The organism is Anaerovorax sp. IOR16, from assembly GCF_017168145.1.
In the GTDB taxonomy this organism is placed as follows: Bacteria; Bacillota; Clostridia; order Peptostreptococcales; family Anaerovoracaceae; genus IOR16.
Window position 1 is genome coordinate 631,688 of sequence record NZ_JADQTL010000010.1, and the last position, 26,543, is coordinate 658,230.

The following is a 26,543-nucleotide window of genomic DNA, read 5'->3' on the forward strand; positions in this document are numbered from 1 at the left end:
CTTTTAGGAAAACATTTTACAAGATGGTTTTTTTATATATTTTAATCTTTTCCTTAAAAGTATAAAAAAGCTTTGCTTGCAAATACATAAATACGTAACAGAAAGGAAATAAAAAATGCTATTAGAAATATTTATGGTATTTTTCAAAATAGGGATGTTTACCATAGGCGGCGGATATGCGATGCTGCCAATTATACAAAAAGAAGTAGTAGATACGAAAGGATGGATGACGGATCCTGAATTTTTAGATGCGATATCTTTAACAAACAGTTTACCAGGGCCTCTAGCTACAAATTCTGCAACCTTTGTCGGTTATAGTATAAAAAAGGTACCGGGGGCGATTGCTGCGGTATTGGGAGCCATAACACCATCGGTGCTTATTATTTTACTAATTGCTATGGTATTCAATAATATTATGGACTACGCGGTTGTTCAATATATATTTGACGGAATTCGTCCTGCGGTAGTTGCATTAATTTTATATTCCGTCATTAAACTTGGAAAATCTGCAAAAGTTAAAGAAGATAGAAATTGGATTTTAGCAATAGCCTCATTCATTGCGGTGGCATTTTTAAAGATACATCCGATTATAGTGATCATATGCGCGGCAATGGTAGGTATTTTCTTTAAAAAGATAAAAACAGAAGAAGATAGAAAAGGGGGCGAATAAAAATGGAACTTTGGCTAAAGGTATGTTTGGCATTTGTCAAAATTGGTGCCTTTTCATTTGGTGGGGGATACGCGGTATTGTCTTTTATTCAACAGGAAGTTGTGGATGGAAACCAGTGGATTTTACCTGAGGATTTTGTAAATATCGTAGCAATTGCAGAGATGACGCCTGGACCGATTGCAGTAAATTCCTCTACCTTTGTAGGGTTTAATCTTTTTGGACCGATTGGTGGAGTTGTTTGTACGCTTTGTGTAATTATAGTGCCATTTCTGTTGGCATTATTGGTATCGGTATACTTTACAAAGTTTAAAAATAATTTAACTGTGAAAAATGCATTAAATGGAATTCGTCCTGCAGTAATCGGCTTAATTGCAGCATCTTGCTTTAGCATTGGAAAAATTTCTTTTGTAAATGTGTACAGCCTAATTTTCTTTGTAGTTGCTTTTTTCTTGGTTTATAAAATAAAATTGAATCCGATCATTACGTTAATGGTTTGTGGAGGGTTAGGAATCGTATTGTATCAGATTGCGTTACCATTAATCGGAGTTGCCTAAATAATAAAGATGAAATAAATATTCTTTAGATTAAAAGTATCAAAGTTATAAAAAAATTATACTATATATAAAATGAAGGGCCTTTGATTAGAATCATTTAGACAAAATGCTTCATTATCAAAGGCTTTTTATTAATCGTAAAAAATGTTTTCATTGTTTATTTAATTAAAGTATAGATTTCTTCTACGTCTTTTTTTCTTGGACTCTTTAAATTGTCTTCTGGAACACCTAACGCCATCATAGTTGTTAGATAATATCCTTCCTTTTCAAATCCGATTTCATTTTTGATTACAGTTTCTATTTCGTCCGCAGCGTAGTTTTGACTTGTCAGCCAGCAGGTACCATAGCCCAATTCATTGGCGCGAAGCGTTAAATTTTCTAATGCCGCACCGATGTTTTGCATTCCGGGATTTCTTTGAAAAAGCTTGTCAGACAGGTGTCTTGGAGCATCAATTAGATGATATTCATAAAACCCACTTGGGAAATAGTCTTTTGCATACGTCAAAATTAATACGGGCGCATTTAGATAAAATAGAGTAAAGTTCTTTGCAAATTTACGGAAACGTAACGCTTTTTCTTCATCTAGTTCGTCCATTTTCTTTGCAATCTGTTCATTCTTTTCTTTAATCACATTTGCAATTTTTTGCAGTAGCTCATGATTTTTGATTGCGACAAAATACCAGTTTTGACTATTCTTACCGGAAGGCGCAAGCCCTGCCGCTTCAATCAGTTTTTTTATGTCACTGTCAGGTACATCTTGAGATTTAAATTTTCTTACACTCTGTCGATTCTGTATCGCTTGTATTACTTCCATTGTAGTTACTCCTTTAAAAAATTATTTATTTCTATATTAACAAAGATAATGGCTTTCGTCTTTATTTTTTAGTTTGTTGTTTCCGAACTTTGTTGTAAAATTTCTGAAAATGATTTAATGGCTGAGTCCAATTCTTCGAGTGGGACCCTAGTATAATAAAAAATAAGTAAGGCATTTTCTTTTCTGTTTTGTTTTTCAATTTGGTTGGCCGAGACCGGGGTCATCGGAAGTCGTTTTTTTATTGCCTTTGCACAGAGCGTTTCTATGGTTTGATTTGATTTAAGCGGAACTTCCAAAAGCATGTGTAAGCCTGAGGTATTGCTGAGTACCTTAACTTGGTTTTTTAAATATTTTTTTAGGCTTTGTGTAGCAATTTGTATTTTTTGAGAATAAAGGTTTCTAAGTTTTTTAATGTTGGTTTGATATAACCCTTTTTCCATATAAAGTGCGAGTGTCATTTGCTCTGTTTTAGAACAAGTTTGGTTATATCCTCCGAGAACTTCTTCAAAAAGTTTAAGCATAGGCTCCGGCAGAACCATATAACTAATCTTTATGGATGGAAATAGGGTAGAAGAAAAAGATCCTAGATAAATGACTCTTCCTTCTTCATCCAAACCTTGAAGAGAAGGAACGGCTTTTCCAAAATAGCGAAGCTCACTGTTATAATCGTCTTCAATGATAATGCTATTGTTTTGCGATGCCCAATCTAAAAGTGCATAGCGGCGGCCGATGGGCATAATTGATCCGGTTGGAAACTGATTGGAAGGACTTACATAAGCAACGGACTTTATATTTGCTGGTAATTTTTCGATTTGAATACCATCCTTTAAAACCGGCACCAGTGACATTTTAAAGCCACGGGTTTGAAAAATATCTTGAATTGGGACATAACCGGGCTCTTCAAAAGCCACGTATTCAATTCCTAAACGGTTTAAAATAATGCAAAGAAGACCGGTCAATTGTTGGGTTCCGGCACCAATCACAATTTGCTCCGGTGTACAGCGCACACCCCTTGCTTGGTAAATATATTTTGAAATTTCATATCGCAAGGGAGCTTCTCCTCTCGGATCTCCTTCTAGTAAAAGAAAGTTTGAATAATCAGTGAGAATTTTATTAGTGCATTTCTTCCATTTTATAAAATCAAAAGTAGCAGAATCGTAATAAGTTCCTTCCAATGCTGTATTATCTAAGTAGGAGAGACTGCCAAAGGCTGTTTCGCAATCTTTGGGAATCAGATGCTTTGTGTTTCTGTTTTTTCCTGGTTCTGACGGAATGCTGCAAACATAGTAACCAGACTGAGGTTTGCTGATAATATAACCTTCCGTCAGCAATTGATTATAAGCCAAATCAATGGTTGTAACGCTCACTCCAAGTTGTTTTGACATTGACCTCAAAGAGAGAAGTTTTTCACCTGGAAGAATACCACCGGTTAAAATAGCATTTCTAAGGTACAAGTATAGCTGCAAATATAATGGTGTTGTATCTTCATAGTCAAAATTGGGTGCAATCAATTGCATAACAAACATTCCTTTCTAAATAAAACTGTAGTTATTTTTATTGTTTTTTTATAATTTTTCTTAGTATAACACAAACTGTATATAAATAAATAGTTGAAACTGATTATTTTCATGAATACAATGATTCGTTATGATAGAAAAAGAGCGAGGAGGTACGACATGACTGTAGATAATAAAGTAAATAAGATGATTTTAACGGGATTGATGATGGCGTTAGTTACGGTTGCAACAATGATTATTCAGGTGCCCATTCCGTTTACCAATGGATACATTCATTTGGGAGATAGTATGATTTTTCTGTCCGTGTTGATCTTAGGATGGCGTTACGGTGCGATTGCCGCTGCTGTAGGTTCGGCGCTTGGTGATCTGATACCGGGTTATATTCATTGGGTACCATGGACCTTTTGTATCAAAGGATTAATGGCTGTTTTTATGGGAATTGCAATTGAAAAATGTATGAGTAGTAAAAAAAATACTGGTATTCTAGCAATCATTACTGCTTTTGTATGGATGGGATTTCAGGCTATGGTTCAATTCGTATTAAATGGTGCAGCGACCAATAACCCTCAATCTCTTCTTGGAGAAGATGTTGAAACGTTGAGTGAACTGGGTACTTTTTTAACAGGTGTCCAGGGGAAGTTGATGCTTACAACGATTTTAATTCCGGTATTTTTAATTATCATAGCAATTTATGTACGTCAAAAAGAGCATTTAATTATTCCGGTTTATGAAATATTAGCTATGACGATAGCAGGTTTATGGATGGTCATGGGTTATTATGTGGCAGCTGGTATCATGTATGGAAACTTTGCAGTTTCAGCTTTTAGTATTCCTTGGAATGTCGTGCAGTTTGCATTAGGCTTTTTCATTGCCATGGTGATTGCGGCGGCATTGCTGAAAACGTCGGCATCTAAGTATTTTACGTATGGAATTATAAGAAAAAAATAAAATCGAACAGAATTGATTTTAAGAAAAAAAGATGGTATCGTATACATGGGTATGAGTTGATGTAAACGGTACCATTTTATTATGCAAAAATATACAATAAATAAAAAGGGAAAAAGTCATAGTGATTATGATTTTTGTGAAAAGAGGGAAAAGAGCATGAAAGCATTAATATTGAGCATTTCCACCGGGCAAGGGCATCATGCAACGGGGCAAGCGATTGAAGAACAGTTTGAGAGCATGGGGGTGGAGTGTCGTACTTTAGATGCTTATGAATACATAGAACCTTTACTGAAAAGCTTTATTTCAAAAGGTTATTTGATTTCTACAACTTACATGCCAAAGATTGCATCAAAGTTTTACGAAATTGCAGTGAAAAAAACGAAACCGGCACCTGAATTTTCTATGACAAAGCTAACAAATACATTTATGGCAACAGAGCTTCGAACTTACTTGGACGAATACCAACCGGATATTATCGTATGTACTCATGTATTGTCGTCGGCGATGATCAGCATATTAAAAGAACGAAGAGAATGTAACAGCGTTACTGTTGGAGTGGTAACGGACTTTACGGTTCATCCCCTTTGGGAAGAAACACGTTGTTTAGACTATTACGTAACGCCAAGTGAATTATTGGAATACCAAATGGCACACAAAGGGTTGGATGTAAAGAAAATACTTCCTTTTGGGATTCCAATTAAACCGGAGTTTTCGAAAAGCATAAAACAAGAGAAAGCCAGAGAACAATTGGGTCTGGATTTATACAAACCGACTATGCTTTTGATGAGCGGTAGCATGGGCTACGGAAAAATTGATGTATCACTCAAAAAGATAGATGATTTGTATTTTGATTTTCAAATTGTTGTTGTATGTGGCAATAACAAAAGGATGTATAAAAAAATATGTAAAATGCAATCACAATTAAAAAAGAAAATTCAAGTATATGGTTATGTGGATAATGTTTATTTGATGATGGATGCGGCTGATTGTATTATTACAAAACCGGGCGGGATTACTTCATCGGAAGCTTTGGCAAAAGGTTTGCCTATGATAATGGTAAATCCGATTCCCGGTCATGAACAGCGGAATGCTGAGTTTATGCTGAATAATGGATTGGCTTTATATGCTACAAAGTCTTTCCCAATTGATGAGGCACTTTTTTCTTTATTTAAGCATCCGGAAAGAGTACAGGATTTACGGCATACAATAAGTTTGTATGGAAAAAGACATGCGGCACAAAGATTGTGTGAGTTTTTACTGGAAGAAGTAGGAAGAGATGCATCCTGATCCATTGGTCTGGGATGCATTTTCGTTATAGAAAGGAACGCTATGGGAGAAGAAAAACAGATTGCAGTAATATCTTTTACAAAAAATGGTGCTTTAACTGCTAGAAAGATTGTAGAATCTTTAAAAAAAGGCGGCTATGATTCGATTGTTTATGGAAAGAAAAACTTTTCTGACGAAATGGGGCTCCTATGTTTAGAACAGAGCTTGAGTGAATGGACGAAAGAGCATTTTTCAAAGGAAGCATTAATTTTTGTTGGAGCAACCGGAATTGCAGTACGAGCCATTGCCCCGTATATAAAAGGGAAGACGGTCGACCCTGCAGTCATTGTTGTCGATGAAAAAGGAACGTACGTCATATCTTTGCTATCCGGCCATATCGGAGGTGCCAATCGCCTTTCCGAACAAATTGCTTTAGAGCTTGGAGCAATACCGGTGATTACAACGGCAACGGATATCAATGGAAAATTTGCAGTCGACCAGTGGGCAAAAGAACAAAACCTTTTTATAAGCAGTATGAAATTGGCAAAAAAGATTGCAGCAGCGTTATTGGAAGAAAAAGAGGTTGGATTTTTTAGTGAGTTTCCAATAATAGGAGAGGTACCTCCAGAGTTGGCACAAGGGAAACGGAGTGATCTTGGCATCGTTGTTACAGGCAAAGAAAAAATAGATATTTATGATGAAACCTTATATTTAGTACCTCGATGTTATGTTTTGGGAATTGGATGCCGCAAGGATACCCCTTATGAAAAACTAGAGGAATTCACCAATGAAATATTAAAAAGAGAAAATATTCGCTGGTCTGCCATTGACAGAGTTGCTACGATTGATATAAAACAAGAAGAGAAGGGATTAATTACCCTATGTGAAAGGCATGCCCTTCCGTTTGAGGTGTATAGTGCGGAAACTCTATCTTCACTAAAAGGTGACTTTACTCCGTCTAAATTTGTAAGTTCCATTACCGGAGTGGATAATGTTTGTGAACGTGCGGCGGTAAAGGCTAGCGGAGGAAAAATAATTCTAAAAAAAGAAGCAAAAGATGGGATGACCATTGCAATTGCAAGCAAAGAGATTTCTGTACAAATCTAAATTTATAACAAGGTCTTGATCGTATTCGTTATTATATAAATACTGATGGCATTAGAAAGAAAGGAACAAAACATGGATATGTTGAAAAGAGCAAGAAGATTGCGTATGGATGGCAGAGTCAGAACAATGGTACGTGAAACGAGAATGAGTAAATCCGGATTGATTTATCCGATTTTCGTAGAGGAAGGAAAGGGCATTATTAAAGAGATTACAGCTATGCCGGGACAAAACCGTTATAGCTTGGATACCTTGCCGCGTGTATTGGAAGAAGTTGCAGAGGCTGGTGTAGAGAGTGTCATGTTCTTCGGTATCCCTGAGCATAAGGATGAATGTGGAAGTCAGGCCTATGCAGAACACGGTATTGTACAGGAAGCATTTCGTGTTGCAAAAAAAGAAGTACCAGAACTTTATTATGTCGGTGATGTGTGTATGTGTGAGTATACATCCCATGGGCATTGCGGTATCATAAAAGGTGACTCCGTAGATAATGATAACACTTTGCCGTTGCTTGCCAAAACAGCGGTTTCACAGGTCGAAGCCGGAGCGGATATGGTAGCACCATCAGATATGATGGATGGCAGAGTCCGTGCCATTCGAGATGCTTTGGATGAAGCCGGATATATGGATACGCCGATTATGTCGTATGCTGCAAAATATGCTTCTGCTTTTTACGGCCCATTTCGTGAAGCGGCCGGTTCGGGTAATTTTAAAGGGAACCGAAAAACATATCAAATGGATTATCACAATCGAAGAGAAGCACTGAAGGAAGTATATACTGACTTAGAAGAAGGTGCTGACATCATTATGGTGAAGCCAGCTTTATCATATCTTGATATCATTCGAGAGATTCGGGATCGGGTTGATGTTCCAGTAGCTGCTTACAGTGTTAGTGGAGAGTATGCAATGATGAAAGCCGCTGGACAAGCTGGTATGGTAGATGAAATGGCAATTGTAGCAGAGAGCACAACAAGTATTTTCCGTGCCGGTGCAGACATTCTAATTACCTATTATGCAAAAGAAATCGCAGCGATGATAAAAGAAGGGAGAATCGGTTAATGAGTATGAATAAGACAGAACGTTCCGCAGTATTTTTTGAAGAAGCAAAAAAATACATTCCTGGTGGAGTTAATAGTCCTTGCCGTGCATTTCTTGCGGTTAAGGATACACCTCGCTTTATTGAAAAAGCAAATGGATCGTATATTTACGATGTAGATGGAAATAAGTATATTGATTATATTGGTTCTTGGGGGCCGATGATTTTAGGAAATAATAACCCTGTTGTACTGGATGCAGTAAAAGAAGTGATTGAGAATGGTTTGAGCTTTGGAGCTGCGACAGAAAAAGAAATTACTATGGCAAAACTGGTTTGTGAGCTGGTACCATCGATGGAGATGGTTCGTATGGTAAACTCAGGTACCGAAGCAACCATGAGTGCATTGCGTACGGCAAGAGGTTATACCGGAAGAAATAAATTTATTAAGTTTGAAGGTTGTTATCACGGTCACAGTGACTCCCTATTGGTAAAAGCCGGATCCGGTTTGATAGCAAATGGTGGGGCGCCAGATAGTGCAGGTGTAACCGAAGGCTGTGCAAAGGATACTTTGACGGCAATTTATAATGATTTTGACAGTGTACAGAAGTTATTTGAAGAAAATAAGGACGAGATTGCTGCAATTATAATAGAGCCGATTGCTGCTAATATGGGTGTAGTGCCTCCTAATCCAAATTTCTTAAAACAATTAAGAGAAATATGTGATGTAAACAAAACAGTATTGATTTTTGATGAAGTAATTACAGGGTTCCGTATTGCTTTAGGGGGTGCACAAGAATTCTATGGTGTACAGCCTGACATGACGACGTTTGGAAAGATTATCGGCGGCGGTATGCCGGTAGGTGCGTATGGCGGAAAACGAGAGATTATGGAAATGGTTGCACCTTGTGGATCGGTGTATCAGGCAGGAACCTTAAGCGGAAATCCGGTGGCAATGGCAGCTGGTATTACACAATTGACTTACTTAAAAGAGCATCCTGAAGTTTATACGCATATAAACAAACTTGGAACTATTTTATACGAAGGTCTCGCTGAGCTTGCAACGGATGCAAAAGTATCATGCAGAGTAAATCATATAGGTTCTATTGGTTCTTTATTCTTTACAGGAAAAGAAGTAACCGATTATACATCAGCAAAAACTGCAGACATTGCTACTTATGGAACTTATTTCCGTGAAATGCTTCTAAAGGGAATCTATTTTGCTCCAGCTCAGTTTGAAGCAATGTTTATCTCATACGCTCATACGGAAGAGCAAATCAAAGAAACCCTGAAAGCAGCCGAAGTGTGTTTGGCAAACCTGTAATTATGTAAGAAAATAAATGACGGTAAGTCAAAGGATGGAGGCCATATGAAGCAAATATATATAGTTGGAATCGGAATGGGTAATCCGGAAACCTTAACGGTTGGCGGGAAAGCATGCATAGAAAAAAGTCAGGCATTAATTGGCGCAAAACGGATGGTGGATAGTTTTTCGGTAGAAAATGTAAAGAAACATTATGCGATCGCACCCGCTGAGATTGTTGAATGGATTTGTAAACAAACGGATGTTGAAACGGTATCGGTTCTCATGTCCGGGGATGTAGGATTTTTTAGCGGCACAAAAAAATTATGCGCTCTTTTAGAAGAAAAAAATGCAGAGAAAAGGGCAGCTTCAGAACCTCCTTTTTGCAACGTAGAATGCATTGCAGGTATTAGTTCTCTTCAATATTTTTGTTCCAAGTTGAAAACCTCATGGGAAGATGCAAGGATAGTCAGCCTTCATGGACGAGAAGCCAATGTGGTTGGTACGGTACAAACAAATGAAAAAACATTTTTTTTAACTGGGAGCGATCATCCTGCGCAGGAAATTTGTAAACGGCTTACAGAGACAGGCTTGGGTCACGTTGAAGTAGCTGTTGGGGAAAGGCTTTCTTATGCAGAGGAAAGCATTTTGGTTGGAAGTGCAGAAGAATTAGCAAAACAAAATTTTGATTCACTCAGTGTTGTTTTAGTAAAGAATTATAAAATACAAAAACGCCAGCAACAGTCGTATGGTTTTTCTGATGATTTCTTTTTACGAGGCAATGTACCGATGACAAAAGAAGAAGTCCGCAGCGTCAGCTTATCTAAATTGCACATTTCTAAGAGTGATGTAATTTATGATGTAGGTGCCGGTACGGGTTCCATATCAATTGAGATGGCGCTTATGGCAGAAGAAGGACAAGTTTATGCAGTGGAAACCAATCCGGAAGCAGTGGAACTTATTCATTCTAACCGAGAAAAATTTGGTGCTTGGAATTTACATGTTCATTCAGGAAAGGCGCCGGAAGCATTGCATGATTTGCCAAAGCCAGATAAAGCCTTTCTTGGAGGGACGAAAGGAAACATGGAGGAAATCATAGCTTTACTTGTGAAAAAAAATCCTCAAATACGTATCGTGATCAATGCAATTGCCCTCGAATCGATGTGGGAATCATTACAAGTACTTAAAAAATATGAATTCAAACAAGTGGAAATTGTACAGCTATCCTTAGCAAAAGCAAAAGAGGTAGCAAACCTCCATATGATGACAGGGCAAAACCCGATTTTTATAATCAGTGCACAGAAAGGACGGTAAAATGCAACGTAGTATTCCGAGACTGATGATTGCAGCTCCATCAAGCGGAGGCGGAAAAACGACAGTTACCTGTGGTTTGTTACAGGCTTTTATAAACCGTGGTATAGAAACAATTTCGTTTAAATGTGGTCCCGATTATATTGACCCTATGTTTCATACCGAAGTACTTGGTCTGAAATCCAGAAACTTAGATTTGTTTTTTACGGATATGCAAACGACAAACAATTTGATTTGCAAGAATGCAAAAGGATTTGATTTGGCTGTAATTGAAGGCGTTATGGGCTATTATGATGGACTTGCCGGAATATCGACTGATGCTAGTTCGTATGATTTAGCCAAAAAAACGAAAACTCCAGTGGTTTTGCTTATTGATTGCAAGGGAAAATCTGTCTCTGTTTTGGCCGAGATTAAAGGGTTTTTAGAATTACGACCAGACAGTAATATTAAGGGTGTATTATTAAATCGTCTAAATGCGATGTTTTATCCAGACTTAAAAAAACTAATTGAGATGGAACTGGGAATCGAAGTTTTTGGTTATGTACCACAAAGACAGGACGTATCTTTGGAAAGCAGACATTTAGGGTTGGTTACTGCGAAAGAAATCGGCAATTTGAGAAATATACTGAACTGTTTGGCGGAACAAATGGAAGAATCAGTGGATTTAGATGGGCTTCTCAAACTTGCTAATTCAGCGAAGTCAATTGTGTGTGAAGTAAAGGAATGCATACCAGGAAATTGGAGAATTGATGAACTAACTCATATACAAGAGGATAAGGTTCGCATCGGAGTTGCGATGGATCAAGCATTTTGTTTTTATTATCAAGATAATCTGGATTTGTTTACTGAACTTGGTGCGGAAATCGTTCCATTTAGTCCGTTAGAAGATAAAACACTTCCTTCAAATTTACACGGACTTCTTTTTGGAGGAGGTTATCCGGAGCTGTATCTGGAAAAACTATCTTCCAACAAAAGCTTATTAAAAGAAATTAAACAAGCCATTTCTAACGGAATTCCGTGTCTTGCTGAATGTGGCGGCTTTATGTATTTGCATGAGTGGATACAGGACAGAGATGGCAAACAAGCTTCGATGGTCGGAAGTATAAAGGGAGTCAGCTATCCAACAGATAAATTAGGTCGATTCGGATATATTACATTAACGGCAAATAGAGACAATCTTTTCTGTAAGAAAGGTAAAATCATACGAGGACATGAATTTCACTACTGGGACAGTACTAATACCGGCGATTGCTTTCATGCACAAAAGCCGCTTCGCAAACGTCAATGGGATTGTATGATTGCAGAGGGAAATCTTGTTGCCGGCTATCCGCATTTGCATTATTATTCGAATCCTTACTTTGCTCATAATTACATAAAAGCATGTATTAAGTACAAAAAAGAAGGTGAGTACATTGCAAAATGAAGAAAAAGTGGCAGTTGGAAAAACCGGATATGCATCATAGACACATACATGAATGTTAATTAAAATAAAAATAAAAATAAAGGGACAATTCCTTGAAAATAAAAAAATCTCGTGATATAATAAACTGACAATTGAGATATTATTGGGTGTTCGGTATTTTCCTGCCGAAAGAATAGGGAAGATGGGTGAAAGTCCCACGCGGTCACGCCGCTGTAAAGGTTGAGTTGCATACAACAGCATCACTGTGGAAATGGGAAGATGGTATGTAATGATGACACCTGAGCCAGAAGACCTGCCTGATGATATGATTCTGGTTTTCAACAAGAAAATCAGTAATTACATTTTCTTACGGACGATAGGAAGGTGTAATCCAGGGGAACATGTAACATAAATGTTTCCTAGTATTACGCTATTCTGATTAGATTCGGAGTGGCGATTTTTTTTTGGAGGGGAAATAAATGACAAGAACAAAAACAGAAAGACGTATTTTTACATTAGGTGTAATCCTTTCCTTTGTGTTTGGAACCGCAACGATTTCGAATGCGATGCACATTATGGAAGGATATTTGCCATTAAACTATTGTATTATTTGGGGGGCTATCTGTATCCCATTTTTAGTGGCTGGTTTCTTTTCAATTAAAAAGACCATTTCAAAACATCGAAAAACTTTATTGATTCTAGTAATGGTAGGTGCATATGCGTTTGTATTATCCGCACTGAAAATTCCGTCTGTAACCGGAAGTAGCTCTCATCCAACCGGAACCGGTTTAGGGGCTATTTTATTTGGACCTTCTGCTATGGCAATTATTGGAATTATTGTTTTGCTATTTCAAGCAATCTTGCTTGCGCATGGTGGTTTAACAACCTTAGGTGCAAACACATTTTCTATGGCAATTGCAGGTCCATTCGTTTCTTATGCGGTATATAAAATATGCAGAAAAATGAATGTATCAAAGTCAGTCGGCGTATTCTTTGCAGCTTGCTTGGGTGATTTATTTACATATTGTGTTACTGCTGTTCAGCTCGCGATGGCTCATCCTTCCGAAGTGGGAGGCTTTACCGCTTCTTTGATTGAGTTCTTAGGGATTTTTGCAATTACTCAGATACCACTTGCTATTATTGAAGGTTTAGTTGCGGTTGTAGTAATGCTAGGCTTGGAAAGTTATGCAAAACCGGAGCTTACTGAGCTTGGATACATGGGGGTGTAAATATGACAAAGAATGCAAAAATAGTGATTGCACTGTTATTTTTAGTAGTGGTTATTGCGGTAACACCGCTTTTGTTGATTCATGATTCCGAATTTGGTGGTGCAGATGGTGCGGCTGAAGAGATCATTACGGCAATTAATCCGAATTATGTTGCCTGGGCGGATCCAATTTTAGAACCACCAGGTGGTGAAACAGAATCACTGTTATTCTGCTTACAAGCAGGATTGGGTGCAAGTGTATTTGGTTTTGGCTTTGGTTATTTGGTAGCCAGAAAAAAATATAAAAAAAAGGATGACAATTAAATTTAGGTATAATGAACTGGAGAATAAAAGACAATGATGATCATCGACAAACTAGCATATTCGTCCCAACTACGATACAAAAGTCCATTTTTAAAATCTGCCTTCGCGGTCGGAACACTTTTAATATGCGTGGCTGCACGCTCATTTGTCGTATCAGGTATTGTATTAATTTTAATGGGATGTTTGACTGTGTTTTACAGTCGGACATCTCTTTCCCATTATATTAAACTTATGACAGCACCTTTTGCTTTTCTGGCATTGGGTACAATCGCCATTGCCGTAAATTATACAAGCGCTCCCATGGACCTGATTTCTATACCCGTAGGATCGCATTATTTGGCAGTGAGCGTTACATCTCTTACTTATGCCATTCGATTGATTGTTGTTTCCATAGCTTCCATTTCCTGTTTATATTTTCTTACACTTACAACTCCGCTATTGGATTTGCTGGCTGTTTTACGACGGATGCATTGCCCGTGGATCATCATAGAATTAATGATGTTGATTTATCGATATATTTTCGTACTTCTTGATATGGCACTTGCTATAACAACTGCACAAAATTGTCGTCTGGGAAACCGCGATGCCAAGACAGCCATTCAAGCAATGGGATTGATGTTATCCGTTCTTTTAGTACGCGCACTGAATAAATCCTCTTTACTCTTTGATGCGATGGAATCTCGCTGTTATGATGGGGAGATACGTGTATTAAATGAAAGCAATCCTTCTAGCATAAAAGAAAAGACAGGAGTTATTCTATTTTTAGTCGCATTATTGGTGGTCTCAGTAGTCTGTAAATCGAATGGAGGCATTTGATGAAAAAAACGGTCGTGAAAGCAGAAAAGGTATGCTATACCTATGATGATGGAACGCAAGCCCTAAAAGGGATTGATTTAGAAATAAAACAAGGTGAAAAAATAGCAATTATGGGAGCCAATGGCTCTGGAAAGTCTACATTTTTTCTTCACTTAAACGGAGTAATGAAACCAAAATCAGGAGTTATTTACATTGATGAAAATCCAATTGATTATTCAAGAAAAGGTCTTTTGGAAGTAAGAAAAAAAGTAGGAATTGTATTTCAAGATCCGGATAATCAATTGTTTTCTGCAAATGTAACACAGGAAATATCCTTTGGCGTTTTGAATTTGGGATTTACGGAAGAAGAAGCAAAAGCAAAAGTTGAGCAGGTTATTGAAGAATTAAACATTACGGAATTTAAAGATAAGCCTACACACTTCTTAAGCGGAGGACAAAAAAAACGAGTTGCAATTGCAGATATTTTAGTGATGAATCCAGAAGTAATCATATTGGATGAACCGGCATCTGCACTGGACCCGAAGCACGCACGTATGATTGATGGAATTGTGGATCAATTAAGTGAAAAAGGTATTACAGTGATCCTCTCCACACATGATGTAGAGCGTGCACTCATTTGGGCAGACAGAGTCATTTTATTTCATGACGGGTGTGTCGTCGGTCAGGGAAGCCCGGATGAAGTATTTTCAAATGAAGAGCTTTTAGCGAGAACGAATCTTGAGAAACCGACTGTTCTTCGTATTTTTGATCGTCTTTGCGAAGTCGGTATTTTAAATAGAGAGTTACCAATTCCTCATAAGGCAGAAGAATTGGAACAATATATTATACAAAGCAGATAATTGGAGGATTTTTCATGAACCAAAAAAAAGCAATGCTTGTAGTTAGCTTTGGAACCAGCTACGAAGAAACAAGGAATAAAACAATTGGTGCAATCGAAAAAGAGATTGCCGAAGTTTACCCTGACTGGGAAATTCGCCGAGCCTTTACCAGTGGTATGATATTAAGAGTATTAAAAAAACGCGATGGCTTACATATCGATAATGTAACCGAGGCAATGGAACGATTGGTCAAGGATGGCTATGATACTGTGTTAATACAGCCAACTCACATCATTAATGGTGATGAATACGATAAGATGGTAGCAGAAATACAACCTTATAAAGAGCAATTTGAGAAGATTAAAATTGGTGCTCCTTTATTAACTTCATCACAGGATTACGAAGAAGTGATTGAAGGAGTTATGGCACAGTTCCCGCATCTTCAATCGGATGAGGCCTTAGTACTTATGGGACATGGAACCACACATCATACGGATGCCGTTTATGCTGCATTGGATTATCGTTTTAAAGCGATGGGATACACTAATGTTTTTGTAGGAACGGTGGAAGGATATCCGGATTTTGAACAGGTAAGCAATATGGTAGATGTATACCATCCGAAAAAAGTAATTTTGATGCCATTCATGGTTGTGGCTGGAGATCATGCGCAAAATGATATGGCAGGTGAAGAAGAAGATTCTTGGAAAACTCTATTCGAACAAAAAGGCTATAAAGTGGAATGTATTTTAAAAGGACTTGGAGAATTCCAACAGATCCGTGAACAATATCGTAAACATGTTGCAGATATGCTTACAGAAGAATAAAAGGGAACAACCCATCTTCAGGAAAGTGAGAATGCCAATGGATACTCAGAAAAAACACGTTGGACAAAAAAATAAGAAATTGAGACAAGGCTATACGACGGGAACCTGTGCTGCTGCTGCTGCACAGGGCGCCGTCGTTTTTGCTTTTTCCGGAAATATACCGAAAACGGCACACATTCACACGCCTAAGGGAACCGATTTAGAGCTTACACTTTTGGAAGCGGAAAGAGGTTATACGAAGGAAGGACAGGTTTATGCGACCTGCGCTGTTAAAAAAGACAGCGGTGACGATCCTGATGTGACAAATGGTGTTTTAGTATACGCTAAGGTTGTTTTGGAACCGGAAAAAGAAGAGGATGTTTGTCTTATAGGAGGACTGGGTGTAGGAACCGTAACAAAGCCTGGACTGGCTTGCGCTGTCGGACAACCTGCAATTAATCCAACCCCAAGACATATGATTGAACAACAGATGCGTCAGGCTATAGAAGAGTTTGATTATCATGGCCGTGTTACTGTGGAAATTTCTATTCCGGAAGGAATAGAAATTGCAAAACGTACTTATAATCCTAGATTGGGAATTGTAGGAGGTATTTCTGTTCTCGGTACAAGCGGGATTGTGGAGCCAATGAGTGAACAGGCATTGATTGATACCATTAAGGTAGAAATGAATATGCAAAAAGCGGCCGGCGCAGAGTATCTGCTTATTACACCGGGTAATTATGGGGAAACCTTTTTAAAGAATACAATGAAGCTGGAGAAGCTTTATACGGTAAAATGCAGTAATTTTCTAGGAGAAGCTTTGGATTATGCAGAAGAATGTGGCTTTAAAGGAATCCTTCTTGTCGGGCATATAGGAAAATTAGTAAAGGTTGCCGGAGGAATTTTTAATACGCATTCCAAATATGGTGATGCTCGCTTGGAGATTATGTCAGCACATGCAGCTCTGCAGGGGGCACAACAAAAAACCATTGAGGCATTAATGAAATGTCTTACAACGGACGATGCCATTTCGGCATTGGATCAAGTACAATTAAGAGAAAAAACGATTAAATCCATTTTGGAAAAGCTAGATTATCATATTAAAGAACGCACTCATAAATCCATGGAGATTGGTGCCGTCACCTTTTCTAACCAATATGGATATTTGGGTCAAACAAAAGATGCAGCAAAGCTCATAGAGAGGCTTTAGAAATGGAGGTCAGAATATGGCAAAGTTATATGGTCTTGGGGTAGGACCGGGGGATTCGGAATTAATGACATTAAAGGCAGTTCGACTGATACGTGAGTGTGACATTATTGTTCTTCCAAAATCAGGTCAGGAAATCAATGCGGCATACACCATCGCAAAGGGAAGCGTACCGGAAATTGATGAAAAAGAATTGATGGAAGTTTCCATGCCAATGACTCGAGATAAGGAAAAGCTGATGCAGAGTCATGATTTAGCTGCTGATCAAATTATTGAAAAATTAAAGGAAGGTAAAAATGTTGCATTTTTAACTTTAGGGGATCCTTCGATTTATTCTACATATATTTATGTCCATGAACGTGTATTGGACAAAGGTCACGAAGCAGAAATCGTACCTGGTATTACTTCCTTCTGTGCGGTCGCTGCAAGGCTGAATGAAGGCTTAACGGAAGCAGGACAGCCGCTTCATGTGATACCGGCATCCTATGAAGGTAGTGAAGAAGCATTGCAGTTAACTGGGACAAAGGTGTTGATGAAAAGTGGAAAATCCATCGGAAGAATAAAAGATCAATTATTAAAGATGGAGCCTTCTCCAAACGTTAAAATGGTAGAACGTTGTGGAATGGAGGGTGAAAGGGTCTTTCACAATACTGATGAAATCGACGAGAATGCAAGTTATTTTTCCATATTAGTCGTAAAAGACAAGAAGTAAAAGAGAAGAAATAGAAAAGAGAGGTTTTCATTATGGTACATTTTGTTGGAGCGGGTCCGGGAGCAGCAGATTTAATTACAGTAAGAGGACAGCGTCTTTTGCAAGAAGCAGACGTAATCATATATGCTGGTTCATTGGTAAACCCAGAACATTTAAAGCTAGCAAAAGAAGGTTGTAAGATTTATGACAGCGCTTCTATGACTTTAGAGGAAGTAATCACTGTAATGCAAGAAGCAGAAGCGGAAGGAAAGACAACCGTTCGTCTTCACACAGGAGATCCGAGTATTTATGGTGCAATCCGTGAGCAAATGGATCTATTAGAACCAAAAAAAATTGATTTTGATGTAACACCTGGTGTTAGTTCATTCTTTGGAGCAGCAGCTGCATTGAAAGCAGAATACACCTTGCCAAATGTTTCGCAGACCGTAATCATTACACGTATGGCCGGAAGAACACCGGTTCCGGAAAAAGAAGAAATTTCTAAGCTGGCATCACACAATGCTACAATGGCAATTTTCTTAAGTACAGGGCTTTTAGAACCATTAAGAGAACGTTTGCTTGTTGGCGGATACCGTAAAGATACCCCTGCAGCTATTGTATATAAGGCAACGTGGCCAGAAGAAAAGGTCTTCTATGGAACAGTAGAAACACTGCCTCAAATAGCGAAAGAAAATAACATAACCAAAACAGCTTTAATTTTGGTAGGTGAATTTTTGGGTGATACTTATGAACGATCTAAGTTATACGATCCTACCTTTACTCACGAATTTAGAGAGGCGACTAAATAAATGCAAATTACCATGATAGGAATTGATCACAGCAAAGCAAGCATTGCTTATCGCGAGCTCTTTTCCTTTACCAAAACCGGAGCAATGGATGCGATGAAACGCATCAAGAAAGAGTTTGAACTTTCAGGTTGTGTGTTGCTATCTACATGCAATCGTACAGAGCTTTGGGTTAGTAGCGGGAAAAAATCTCATATATCGCCCTATGATATGCTGTGTGAAGTCAAGGAAATTGATCGAACTCAATATGGAGAGTTCTTTGTTGAGAGAAAGGGCGAAGCAGCCGTTGATCACTTATTAAAATTAGCCTGTGGCTTAAATTCCAAAATATTTGGAGAGGATCAGATTATTTCTCAGGTAAGAGAAGCATTGGCACTATCCAGAAAATGTGGCTGTGAGGATATGGTTTTAGAAAAGGTATTTCAAACAGCCATTGCAGCTGCGAAGAAAGTTAAATCGACAGTAAAGTTAACTGTAGTTGACCAGTCTACTGCATACAAAGGTGTACAGCTTTTAAAAGAGCAACTGGGAAGTTTAAAGGATATTCGTTGTTTGATTATTGGAAATGGTCAAATGGGGAAATTGGTTGCCAATACTTTAACTTCACAAGGGGCAGACGTAACGATGACTTTGCGTAAGCGAATTCATGGTCAGGAAGAGCATGGTTCCATTATACCGGAACATTGTAAGATGTTACCGTACGAAGAACGATATTCTGCATTGGAACAATCACAGGTAGTAATTAGTGCAACATTAAGCCCTCACTTTACTTTGAAACGGGATGAAGTGGAAGGCCTCCTTTTCGAAGAAAAGAAACGTATTTGGCTGGATTTAGCAGTACCGAGAGATATCGATCCTTGTATCAATGGATTATGCGGAGTTTCCATTTACGACATTGATACGATGGGTCAAACGGATTGTAACAGTGCGAATGATTTGCAGGTAAAAAAAGCGGTAGATATTTTAGAAGAATATGCCCAAGGCATTGCCAGATGGTTTGCTTTTCGTAAACAAGTGCCACAGATTAAACACATAACAGAACTTGCAGCTGAGGATACAAGGTGCCGATTAGGAGATCCGATCGAATCGCTTGTACTCGATCAAAAAGAAGAGCAATCACTTACGAAAGCAATCGAAGCGGCAACAGAACGATCAGTAGGTAAGTTGTTATATGGACTTCGAGACACTTTATCTCCGGATTTATGGCAGATTTGTATGAATGCATTGGAAGAAGCTGCAGAAAAGGATACATTAAAAACAGGATCGAAAAAAGATCGATATGAAGGGAAACGAAAATGAAAGTATATGTAGTAGGATTAGGTCCGGGTGGATTTGAGCAAATGACACAAAAAGCAGTAGCCGTACTTGAAGAGAGTCAAGTGATTGCAGGTTACGATGTATACATTGATTTAATTAGAGAAAAATTTAGTCATAAAACATTATTATCTACCCCTATGAAAAAAGAAGTAGATCGTTGTCATCTTGCCATTCAAGAAGCATTAAAGGGACAGGTTGTTTCCATGGTTTGCAGTGGAGATGCTGGAGTTTATGGCATGGCAGGATTGATGTATGAGGTAGCACAGGAATATGAACCTGTGGAAATTGAAGTGGTTTCCGGAATCACAGCTGCTTGCAGCGGTGCTGCCGTTTTAGGAGCGCCATTGATTCATGACTTTGCAGTTATTAGCTTGAGCGATCTTCTTACACCATGGGAATTAATTGAAAAACGTCTGGATTGTGCGGGAGCAGCGGATTTTGTTCTATGTCTGTACAACCCATCCAGTAAGAAAAGACACGATTATTTGCAAAAGGCTTGCGATATTATATTACGTCACAGAGATCCAAATACGGTCGCTGGATTTGTGCAGAACATTGGAAGAGACGGCGAAAAAGGAACCATCGTTAGCTTACAGGAGTTACGTGACACGCAGGTAGACATGTTTACTACTGTGTATATTGGAAATTCGATGACAAAAGAGATTGCAGGGAAAATGGTAACACCAAGAGGTTATCGTCTTTAAAAAATGAGATTGGAGGATGCTATGCCGAAATTATTAATATTTGCAGGAACAACCGAAGGACGGCATTTGGTAGAAATTCTTTCTAAAAATAAGGAGCTTCAAGTTTTTGCTTCAGTCGCTACGGAATATGGAAAGGCATTGCTACCGGATGGCATTCCCAATGTCACAATAAAATCAGGGCGTATGCTACCAGAAGAAATGGAAGGCTTTCTAAAAAAAGAGTGTTTTGATTTGGTGATTGATACAACCCATCCTTATGCGGTTATCGTGACCAAAAATATTAAAGAAGCCTGTGAAAAAACAAATACAACGTATGTAAGATTATTGCGTGAATCAACGAATCTTATAAAAGAAAACAGTAATCAAATCGAAAACAGTGAGAGTCAATTAAAGGACCAGACAAAATTAATCTATGTAGAAAATACAATAAAAGCAGCAGAGTATCTGGATAAAACAGAAGGATCCGTTCTGCTAACGACGGGAAGTAAGGAGTTAGAAGCGTTTACAAAAATTAAGGATTACAAAGAAAGATTGTATCCTAGAGTACTTCCTACTCCGGAAGTTTTACAAAAATGTTTTGATTTGGGTTATGAAGGAAAGCGTTTGATTTGTATGCAGGGTCCGTTTTCTTATGAGATGAATTGCGCTTTGCTTAAAAAAACAAAAGCATCTTATATGGTTACAAAGGACTCAGGAAAAGTCGGAGGCTTTGATGAAAAGTACCAAGCAGCTATGGACATGGGAGTTCCCATTATTTTAATAGGAAGAAAAATAGAAGAGCAGGGACTTTCACTTCAAGAAGTTTTAATGCTTATAAAGAGAACTTTTAATTTAGAGTTTGAAATAGAAATTCCTGTAGTAAAGATTTCAGAAAAAGAGGTTCCGAAAAAGGTAACATTGGAAAAAGAGAAAATGAATGGATGGTTTCCTTTGTTTATGAACCTAGCAGGGAAAACCGTCACGGTAATCGGAGGAGGAGCCATAGCAAAGAGGCGTGTTAAAACGTTAGCTGCTTTTTCCTGTAATATAACTGTCATTGCAAAAGAAGCTGACTCATTTTTTCTCGAAATGCAAAAAGAGAACCGGCTGAATTTGATAATGAAAGAATTTGAGCCGGAAGATATAAAAGATGCAATGTTGGTGATTGCAGCGACAAATGATCGATCTACTAATCATAACATTGCAGAAATTTGCAAACAAAGGCATATACTTATAAATGTAGTTGATTGCAAAGAAGAATGTGATTTTTATTTTCCTGGTATCGTTCAAAAAGGAGATTTAACGATAGGCATCACTGCAGGAGGAAAAGATCATGGATTGGCTAAGTCGGCAACGGCAGCATTAAAAATGTATCTGGAGAATTGGGACCGTTCGTCGGCCAAACTGGAGGAAAACGAAAATGGAACGAAGAAAAATTAGAATCGGCAGCAGAGAAAGCAAGCTGGCGGTCATACAATCTCAAATGGTTATGGATTTGATTCATCAGCATCATCCAGAAATTGAACTGGAATTGGTGACGATGAAGACCACCGGAGACATTATATTAGATAAAACTCTGGATAAAATCGGAGGCAAAGGTCTTTTTGTGAAAGAATTGGATAAAGCTCTTTTAGAAGGAAAGATTGATTTATCCGTACATAGCTTAAAAGATATGCCTATGGAAGTTCCTGAAACGATACCACTGGTCGGTTTTTCGAAAAGAGAGAATCCTGTAGATGCATTGGTGCTTCCCAAAGGTGTAACGGAAGTAAATCCGTCAAAGCCGATTGGAAGTTCAAGCCGTAGAAGAAATTTGCAGCTTGCGGAGCTATATCCGGAACATGAAACAAAAAGTGTACGTGGAAATGTCATTACAAGGCTATCAAAATTAGACAATGGCGAATTCGGTGCATTGATTTTAGCGTATGCCGGCTTAGAGAGACTTGGACTTTCTGACCGAGTAAGTCGAGCGTTTTCCCCTGAAGAAATGATTCCGGCTGCAGGACAGGGTATTTTAGCGATTCAAGGAAGAGCGGGAGAAAACTATGATTTTTTGGATTGTGTTCGGGATGAAAATGCAGAATTTGAGGCATTAGCAGAAAGAGCTTTTGTTCGTTATTTGGATGGCGGATGCAGTTCCCCGATTGGTGCATTTGCACACGTCATAGATTCTGAAATTAAAATACGAGGTCTTTATTATAATGAAGAAAGTGGGCAGTACCGAATCGGTGAAACCGCCGGAGTGAAGGAAGACGGTGAAAAGCTAGCAGTGGCACTTGCCAAACGTTTGAAAGAAGAGGAGTCAACATGGACAAGAAAATAAATAGGCAAAATGCAATGGATAATGAAAGGATTGCTGGCGGAAAAGTCTGGCTAGTAGGTGCTGGTCCGTCCGATGCAGGTTTGTTTACTTTACGTGGGAAGGCTGTTTTGGAGCAAGCGGATGTTGTTGTGTATGATAAGCTTGTTGGGCAAGGTGTATTAGGATTGATTCCTTCCGGTGTGGAACTTATCCCGGTTGGAAAGGTTTCTGGATATCATCCCACTCCACAGTATCGAATCAACGAGATACTTTTGGAAGAAGCATTAAAAGGGAAAAAAGTAGTTCGTTTAAAGGGCGGAGACCCGTTTGTATTTGGACGCGGCGGTGAAGAGCTTGAACTATTGTGTGAGCATGACATTCCATTTGAAATTGTACCTGGAATCACATCGGCAATTTCAGTCCCTGCTTACAATGGTATCCCTGTAACGCATCGAGATTTTTGTTCCTCATTGCATATCATAACAGGGCATACGAAAAAATTGGAAGAAGCGGAAGTGGATTATGAAGCATTGGTGAAAGTAGGGGGAACGATGATTTTCCTTATGGGTGTCAGTGCTATGCCGAAAATATGCAAAGGCCTTTTAGATGCAGGAATGCGGAAGAATATGCCGGCAGCCATTTTAGAGAGAGGGACTACAGCTCATCAGAGACGTGTTGTATCTGATTTAACCAACTTACCGAAAGATGCGGAAAAAGCAGGAATCCAAACACCTGCAATCATTGTTGTTGGTGAAGTTTGCAGTTTGGCAGATCAATTTCATTGGGCAGAGGATCGTCCATTGGGAGGCTTGAAGATTGCTGTCACAAGGCCAAAGGATCGCAATTCCACTTTGGCATCCATGCTGTCCAACTTAGGGGCGGAGGTTGTACTTTTACCAACCATTGAAACGGAAGCAATATTAGAAAATACAGCTCTAAGAGAAAACTTAGAAAAAATACATCAATACAAATGGGTCGCTTTTACAAGTCCTGCCGGAGTTAAAGTGTTTTATGATGAAATGCGAAAAATGCACATGGACATTCGTAGCTTAAGCGGTTTAAAATTTGCAGTAATTGGTGCAGGAACCAGAAAAGCTGTTGAGGAAAAAGGTATCATTGTAGATTTAATGCCTGATGTATACAGTGGTGAAGCATTGGGACAAGCTTTAGCAATACAATTAAAAAAAGAAGAAAAAGAAGGTAAAAAACCATCCTTATTATTGCCAAGAGCGAGAATTGGTACAGAGGAAGTAACGCGTCCTATGGATGAGGCAGGTATTTCTTATACAGACCTTCCGATTTATGAAACCATAGACATGGAATCAAATGGTATGGTTACTTATGACGATTCCGTAGATTATGTGGCATTTACCAGTGCTTCAACTGTACGTGGCTTTGTAAAAATGCATCCTGATATTGATTATACTAAGGTGGAGGCTGTTTGCATCGGTGAACAGACTGCAGCTCAGGCAGAATCATTTAATATGAAAATAACAATAGCCGAAAAAGCAACAATGGAAAGCATGGTTGAATGCTTCTTACGCAGAAAGGAAGGAATGAAATCATGATTCCCTTTCTCACACAATCTATGATTGCCTTGGGTGTGGGATTCTTGTTGGATTTAGTCTTTGGTGACCCGTATTTTATGCCTCATCCGATTCGGTTGATTGGAAAAGCCATTGAGGTTGGAGAAAAAATAACGCGTAGTTGTTTTAATGAAACGCCGCAAGGACAAATGGCGGCAGGTACGGTGCTTGCACTTTGCATGATGATCCTTTCATTTGGAATTCCTTTTGGGATTCTATGGATTTGTACACAAGTTAACGCTTTGCTTTCTCTTGCTGTTCAAAGCTTTATGTGTTATCAAATACTGGCAATTAAGTCTTTAAAAACAGAGAGTACAAAGGTATATGCAAAATTAGCGGACAACGATTTAAAGGGGGCAAGGTATCAGGTTTCGATGATTGTCGGAAGAGATACCGAAAATTTAAGTATGCAGCAGGTGGCGAAAGCTACGGTAGAAACCATTGCGGAAAATACCTCAGACGGAACCGTTGCACCTTTGATATTCTTAGCAGTCGGAGGTGCGCCACTTGGCTTTTTATATAAATCCATTAATACTATGGATTCGATGATTGGTTATAAAAACGATCGGTATTTATACTTTGGGCGTTTTGCCGCAAAACTGGATGATGTGGCAAATTATATACCGGCAAGAGTTTCCGCCCTTATAATGATTTTGGCATCACTCGTTTTAGGAATGGATTATAAAAATGCATTTCATATTTTTTTAAGAGATCGTTATAACCATGCCAGCCCGAATAGTGCACAGACAGAAGCTGTATGCGCAGGCGCATTGCAAATACAGTTGGCAGGAGATGCTTATTATTTTGGAAAGCTTTATAAAAAGAAGAGCATTGGCGATGCGATTCGTCCCATTGAATATGAGGACATTGCCAGAGCCAACCGCCTTTTGTATGGTACGGCATGGATCAGTACAGTGCTATGTTTATTAGGAATGGGAGTAATACAATGGCTGATTTAATTCACGGTGGTGATATATATTCCGTAAAGGAAAAGGGAAATGGCGGTGCTCTTTTAGACTTTTCCGCCAATATTAATCCGCTTGGCTTACCGCCTGCGGTAAAAAATGCGGTTGCTTTGGGTTTGGAAAACTGCGTTCATTATCCAGATCCTCTTTGTAGAGAATTGATTCGAGATTTAGCTCGTTATGAGAACGTAAAGGAAGAGAACATTATCTGTGGAAACGGTGCAGCTGATTTAATTTTTCGTTTAGTTGTTGCAAAGATGCCATATAAGGCTATGGTACTTGCACCTACCTTTGCAGAATATGAAAAATCGTTAGAATCGGTTGGATGCATTGTAAAGCATCACTATTTAAAGGAAGAAGACCATTTCCGTTTAAGAGAAGATATATTGTTTGCATTAAATGAATCCATCGAGATGTTGTTTTTATGCAATCCGAATAACCCAACCGGACAACTTATGGATCCTTCATTGCTTCGTCAGATATTAGTAAGATGTAAGGAAAATAATATCTTCTTAGTGCTGGATGAATGCTTCGTTGATTTCTTAGAGGAACCGGGAAAAAATACATTAAAAGATTTTATTGAGGACTATAATAATTTATTTATATTAAAAGCATTCACGAAAAATTTTGCAATGCCTGGATTACGTCTTGGGTATGGAATGTGCAGCAATCGAGAACTATTGGATACTCTTTTTGAAACGGGACAACCTTGGTCTGTTTCACTTCCGGCGCAGTTAGCCGGAGTACAGGCATTAAAGGAAAATGCGTATTTAGAGGAAGCCAGAGCACTAATTTTTAAAGAGAAAGTATATTTGCAAAAAGAATTGGAACGACTTGGATTTACGGCCTTTCCAGCTGCTGCAAATTATATCTTTTTCCGACTTCCAAAAACAAAGGATGTATATGATAGCCAAGATTTTAAAACATTGCTCCAAGAGAAAAATATTATGGTGCGAAGCTGTGGAAATTATAAGGGATTGACGCAAGACTATTTTCGAATTGCAGTCAAGCTTCATGAAGAAAATAAACAATTGATTACTGCCCTGGAAGAGATAAGAAAGGGTACTTCAAACGAAGCGGAATAGGAGGAAATCAG

Annotated in this window: 26 protein-coding genes and 1 riboswitch; of the genes, 24 read left to right on the forward strand and 2 right to left on the reverse strand. The window is 38.5% G+C overall.

Going from position 1 to position 26,543, the window contains the following annotated elements; all coding sequences use genetic code 11:
* The first annotated feature begins 115 nt into the window (after window positions 1–115).
* Window positions 116–670, forward strand: a complete 555-nt coding sequence (locus I2490_RS13495; RefSeq protein ID WP_206460269.1) for a chromate transporter — start codon at window positions 116–118, stop codon at window positions 668–670.
* Between the two features lie 2 nt (window positions 671–672).
* The gene (locus I2490_RS13500) at window positions 673–1,224 is read left to right on the forward strand and encodes a chromate transporter (RefSeq protein WP_206460270.1); all 552 of its coding nucleotides are present in this window, start codon (window positions 673–675) and stop codon (window positions 1,222–1,224) included.
* Window positions 1,225–1,381: 157 nt separating this feature from the next.
* Here I2490_RS13500 and I2490_RS13505 read toward each other — a convergent pair whose 3' ends face one another.
* Entirely contained in the window at window positions 1,382–2,038 is a 657-nt protein-coding gene (locus I2490_RS13505) for a nitroreductase family protein (protein ID WP_206460271.1), read from the reverse strand.
* A gap of 68 nt (window positions 2,039–2,106) precedes the next feature.
* The gene (gene pdxR, locus I2490_RS13510; RefSeq protein WP_206460272.1) at window positions 2,107–3,555 is read right to left on the reverse strand and encodes a MocR-like pyridoxine biosynthesis transcription factor PdxR; all 1,449 of its coding nucleotides are present in this window, start codon (window positions 3,553–3,555) and stop codon (window positions 2,107–2,109) included.
* Window positions 3,556–3,714: 159 nt separating this feature from the next.
* Between pdxR and I2490_RS13515 the strand changes: the two genes are divergently transcribed.
* The 22 genes from I2490_RS13515 to I2490_RS13620 all read left to right on the forward strand — a co-directional run bounded on the left by I2490_RS13515 (window position 3,715) and on the right by I2490_RS13620 (window position 26,532).
* On the forward strand, window positions 3,715–4,503 hold the full coding sequence (locus I2490_RS13515) for an ECF transporter S component (RefSeq protein ID WP_206460273.1): 789 nt from the start codon (window positions 3,715–3,717) through the stop codon (window positions 4,501–4,503).
* 156 nt (window positions 4,504–4,659) lie between these two features.
* The gene (locus I2490_RS13520; protein ID WP_206460274.1) at window positions 4,660–5,790 is read left to right on the forward strand and encodes an MGDG synthase family glycosyltransferase; all 1,131 of its coding nucleotides are present in this window, start codon (window positions 4,660–4,662) and stop codon (window positions 5,788–5,790) included.
* 42 nt (window positions 5,791–5,832) lie between these two features.
* A complete protein-coding gene (locus tag I2490_RS13525) occupies window positions 5,833–6,876 on the forward strand; it encodes a cobalt-precorrin 5A hydrolase (RefSeq protein ID WP_206460275.1) in 1,044 nt (347 codons plus the stop codon).
* A gap of 78 nt (window positions 6,877–6,954) precedes the next feature.
* Window positions 6,955–7,932, forward strand: a complete 978-nt coding sequence (gene hemB / locus I2490_RS13530) for a porphobilinogen synthase (protein ID WP_334300414.1) — start codon at window positions 6,955–6,957, stop codon at window positions 7,930–7,932.
* The gene (gene hemL, locus I2490_RS13535) at window positions 7,932–9,230 is read left to right on the forward strand and encodes a glutamate-1-semialdehyde 2,1-aminomutase (protein ID WP_330634659.1); all 1,299 of its coding nucleotides are present in this window, start codon (window positions 7,932–7,934) and stop codon (window positions 9,228–9,230) included. The genes hemB and hemL overlap by 1 nt, the downstream gene beginning before the upstream one ends.
* Before the next feature lie 45 nt (window positions 9,231–9,275).
* Window positions 9,276–10,523 (forward strand): precorrin-6y C5,15-methyltransferase (decarboxylating) subunit CbiE, encoded by a 1,248-nt coding sequence (cbiE, locus tag I2490_RS13540; protein ID WP_206460277.1) that lies wholly within the window; start codon window positions 9,276–9,278, stop codon window positions 10,521–10,523.
* 1 nt (window position 10,524) lies between these two features.
* The gene (locus I2490_RS13545; RefSeq protein ID WP_206460278.1) at window positions 10,525–11,943 is read left to right on the forward strand and encodes a cobyrinate a,c-diamide synthase; all 1,419 of its coding nucleotides are present in this window, start codon (window positions 10,525–10,527) and stop codon (window positions 11,941–11,943) included.
* Window positions 11,944–12,070: 127 nt separating this feature from the next.
* Window positions 12,071–12,257, forward strand: a riboswitch (cobalamin riboswitch).
* A 144-nt stretch (window positions 12,258–12,401) separates the two neighbouring features.
* Entirely contained in the window at window positions 12,402–13,151 is a 750-nt protein-coding gene (locus I2490_RS13550; protein ID WP_206460279.1) for an energy-coupling factor ABC transporter permease, read from the forward strand.
* A 2-nt stretch (window positions 13,152–13,153) separates the two neighbouring features.
* Entirely contained in the window at window positions 13,154–13,453 is a 300-nt protein-coding gene (locus I2490_RS13555) for an energy-coupling factor ABC transporter substrate-binding protein (protein ID WP_206460280.1), read from the forward strand.
* Window positions 13,454–13,486: 33 nt separating this feature from the next.
* Window positions 13,487–14,269, forward strand: coding sequence for a cobalt ECF transporter T component CbiQ (gene cbiQ, locus I2490_RS13560; protein WP_206460281.1), 783 nt, complete (start codon window positions 13,487–13,489; stop codon window positions 14,267–14,269).
* On the forward strand, window positions 14,269–15,108 hold the full coding sequence (locus I2490_RS13565; RefSeq protein WP_206460282.1) for an energy-coupling factor ABC transporter ATP-binding protein: 840 nt from the start codon (window positions 14,269–14,271) through the stop codon (window positions 15,106–15,108). Before cbiQ ends, I2490_RS13565 begins: the two co-directional genes overlap by 1 nt.
* Before the next feature lie 14 nt (window positions 15,109–15,122).
* Window positions 15,123–15,911 (forward strand): sirohydrochlorin cobaltochelatase, encoded by a 789-nt coding sequence (locus I2490_RS13570; RefSeq protein ID WP_206460283.1) that lies wholly within the window; start codon window positions 15,123–15,125, stop codon window positions 15,909–15,911.
* A gap of 37 nt (window positions 15,912–15,948) precedes the next feature.
* Window positions 15,949–17,100, forward strand: a complete 1,152-nt coding sequence (cbiD, locus tag I2490_RS13575) for a cobalt-precorrin-5B (C(1))-methyltransferase CbiD (protein ID WP_245157190.1) — start codon at window positions 15,949–15,951, stop codon at window positions 17,098–17,100.
* A gap of 16 nt (window positions 17,101–17,116) precedes the next feature.
* Window positions 17,117–17,809, forward strand: coding sequence for a precorrin-2 C(20)-methyltransferase (gene cobI / locus I2490_RS13580; RefSeq protein WP_206460285.1), 693 nt, complete (start codon window positions 17,117–17,119; stop codon window positions 17,807–17,809).
* A gap of 32 nt (window positions 17,810–17,841) precedes the next feature.
* On the forward strand, window positions 17,842–18,597 hold the full coding sequence (cobM, locus tag I2490_RS13585) for a precorrin-4 C(11)-methyltransferase (protein ID WP_206460286.1): 756 nt from the start codon (window positions 17,842–17,844) through the stop codon (window positions 18,595–18,597).
* Window positions 18,598–19,893 carry a glutamyl-tRNA reductase gene (gene hemA, locus I2490_RS13590; RefSeq protein WP_206460287.1) on the forward strand — a complete coding sequence of 432 codons (1,296 nt, stop codon included), beginning with the start codon at window positions 18,598–18,600 and terminating at the stop codon, window positions 19,891–19,893.
* Window positions 19,890–20,615: a precorrin-3B C(17)-methyltransferase gene (cobJ, locus tag I2490_RS13595; RefSeq protein ID WP_206460288.1), complete on the forward strand. Its 726-nt coding sequence runs from the start codon at window positions 19,890–19,892 to the stop codon at window positions 20,613–20,615. Before hemA ends, cobJ begins: the two co-directional genes overlap by 4 nt.
* Before the next feature lie 21 nt (window positions 20,616–20,636).
* On the forward strand, window positions 20,637–22,034 hold the full coding sequence (gene cobK / locus I2490_RS13600) for a precorrin-6A reductase (RefSeq protein ID WP_206460289.1): 1,398 nt from the start codon (window positions 20,637–20,639) through the stop codon (window positions 22,032–22,034).
* Complete coding sequence (gene hemC, locus I2490_RS13605) at window positions 22,015–22,917, forward strand: hydroxymethylbilane synthase (RefSeq protein ID WP_206460290.1); 903 nt, start codon at window positions 22,015–22,017, stop codon at window positions 22,915–22,917. Before cobK ends, hemC begins: the two co-directional genes overlap by 20 nt.
* Window positions 22,902–24,464, forward strand: coding sequence for a uroporphyrinogen-III C-methyltransferase (gene cobA / locus I2490_RS13610; protein WP_245157191.1), 1,563 nt, complete (start codon window positions 22,902–22,904; stop codon window positions 24,462–24,464). The genes hemC and cobA overlap by 16 nt, the downstream gene beginning before the upstream one ends.
* Window positions 24,461–25,441: an adenosylcobinamide-phosphate synthase CbiB gene (cbiB, locus tag I2490_RS13615; RefSeq protein ID WP_206460291.1), complete on the forward strand. Its 981-nt coding sequence runs from the start codon at window positions 24,461–24,463 to the stop codon at window positions 25,439–25,441. Before cobA ends, cbiB begins: the two co-directional genes overlap by 4 nt.
* Complete coding sequence (locus tag I2490_RS13620) at window positions 25,429–26,532, forward strand: pyridoxal phosphate-dependent aminotransferase (protein ID WP_206460292.1); 1,104 nt, start codon at window positions 25,429–25,431, stop codon at window positions 26,530–26,532. Before cbiB ends, I2490_RS13620 begins: the two co-directional genes overlap by 13 nt.
* Window positions 26,533–26,543 lie beyond the last annotated feature (11 nt).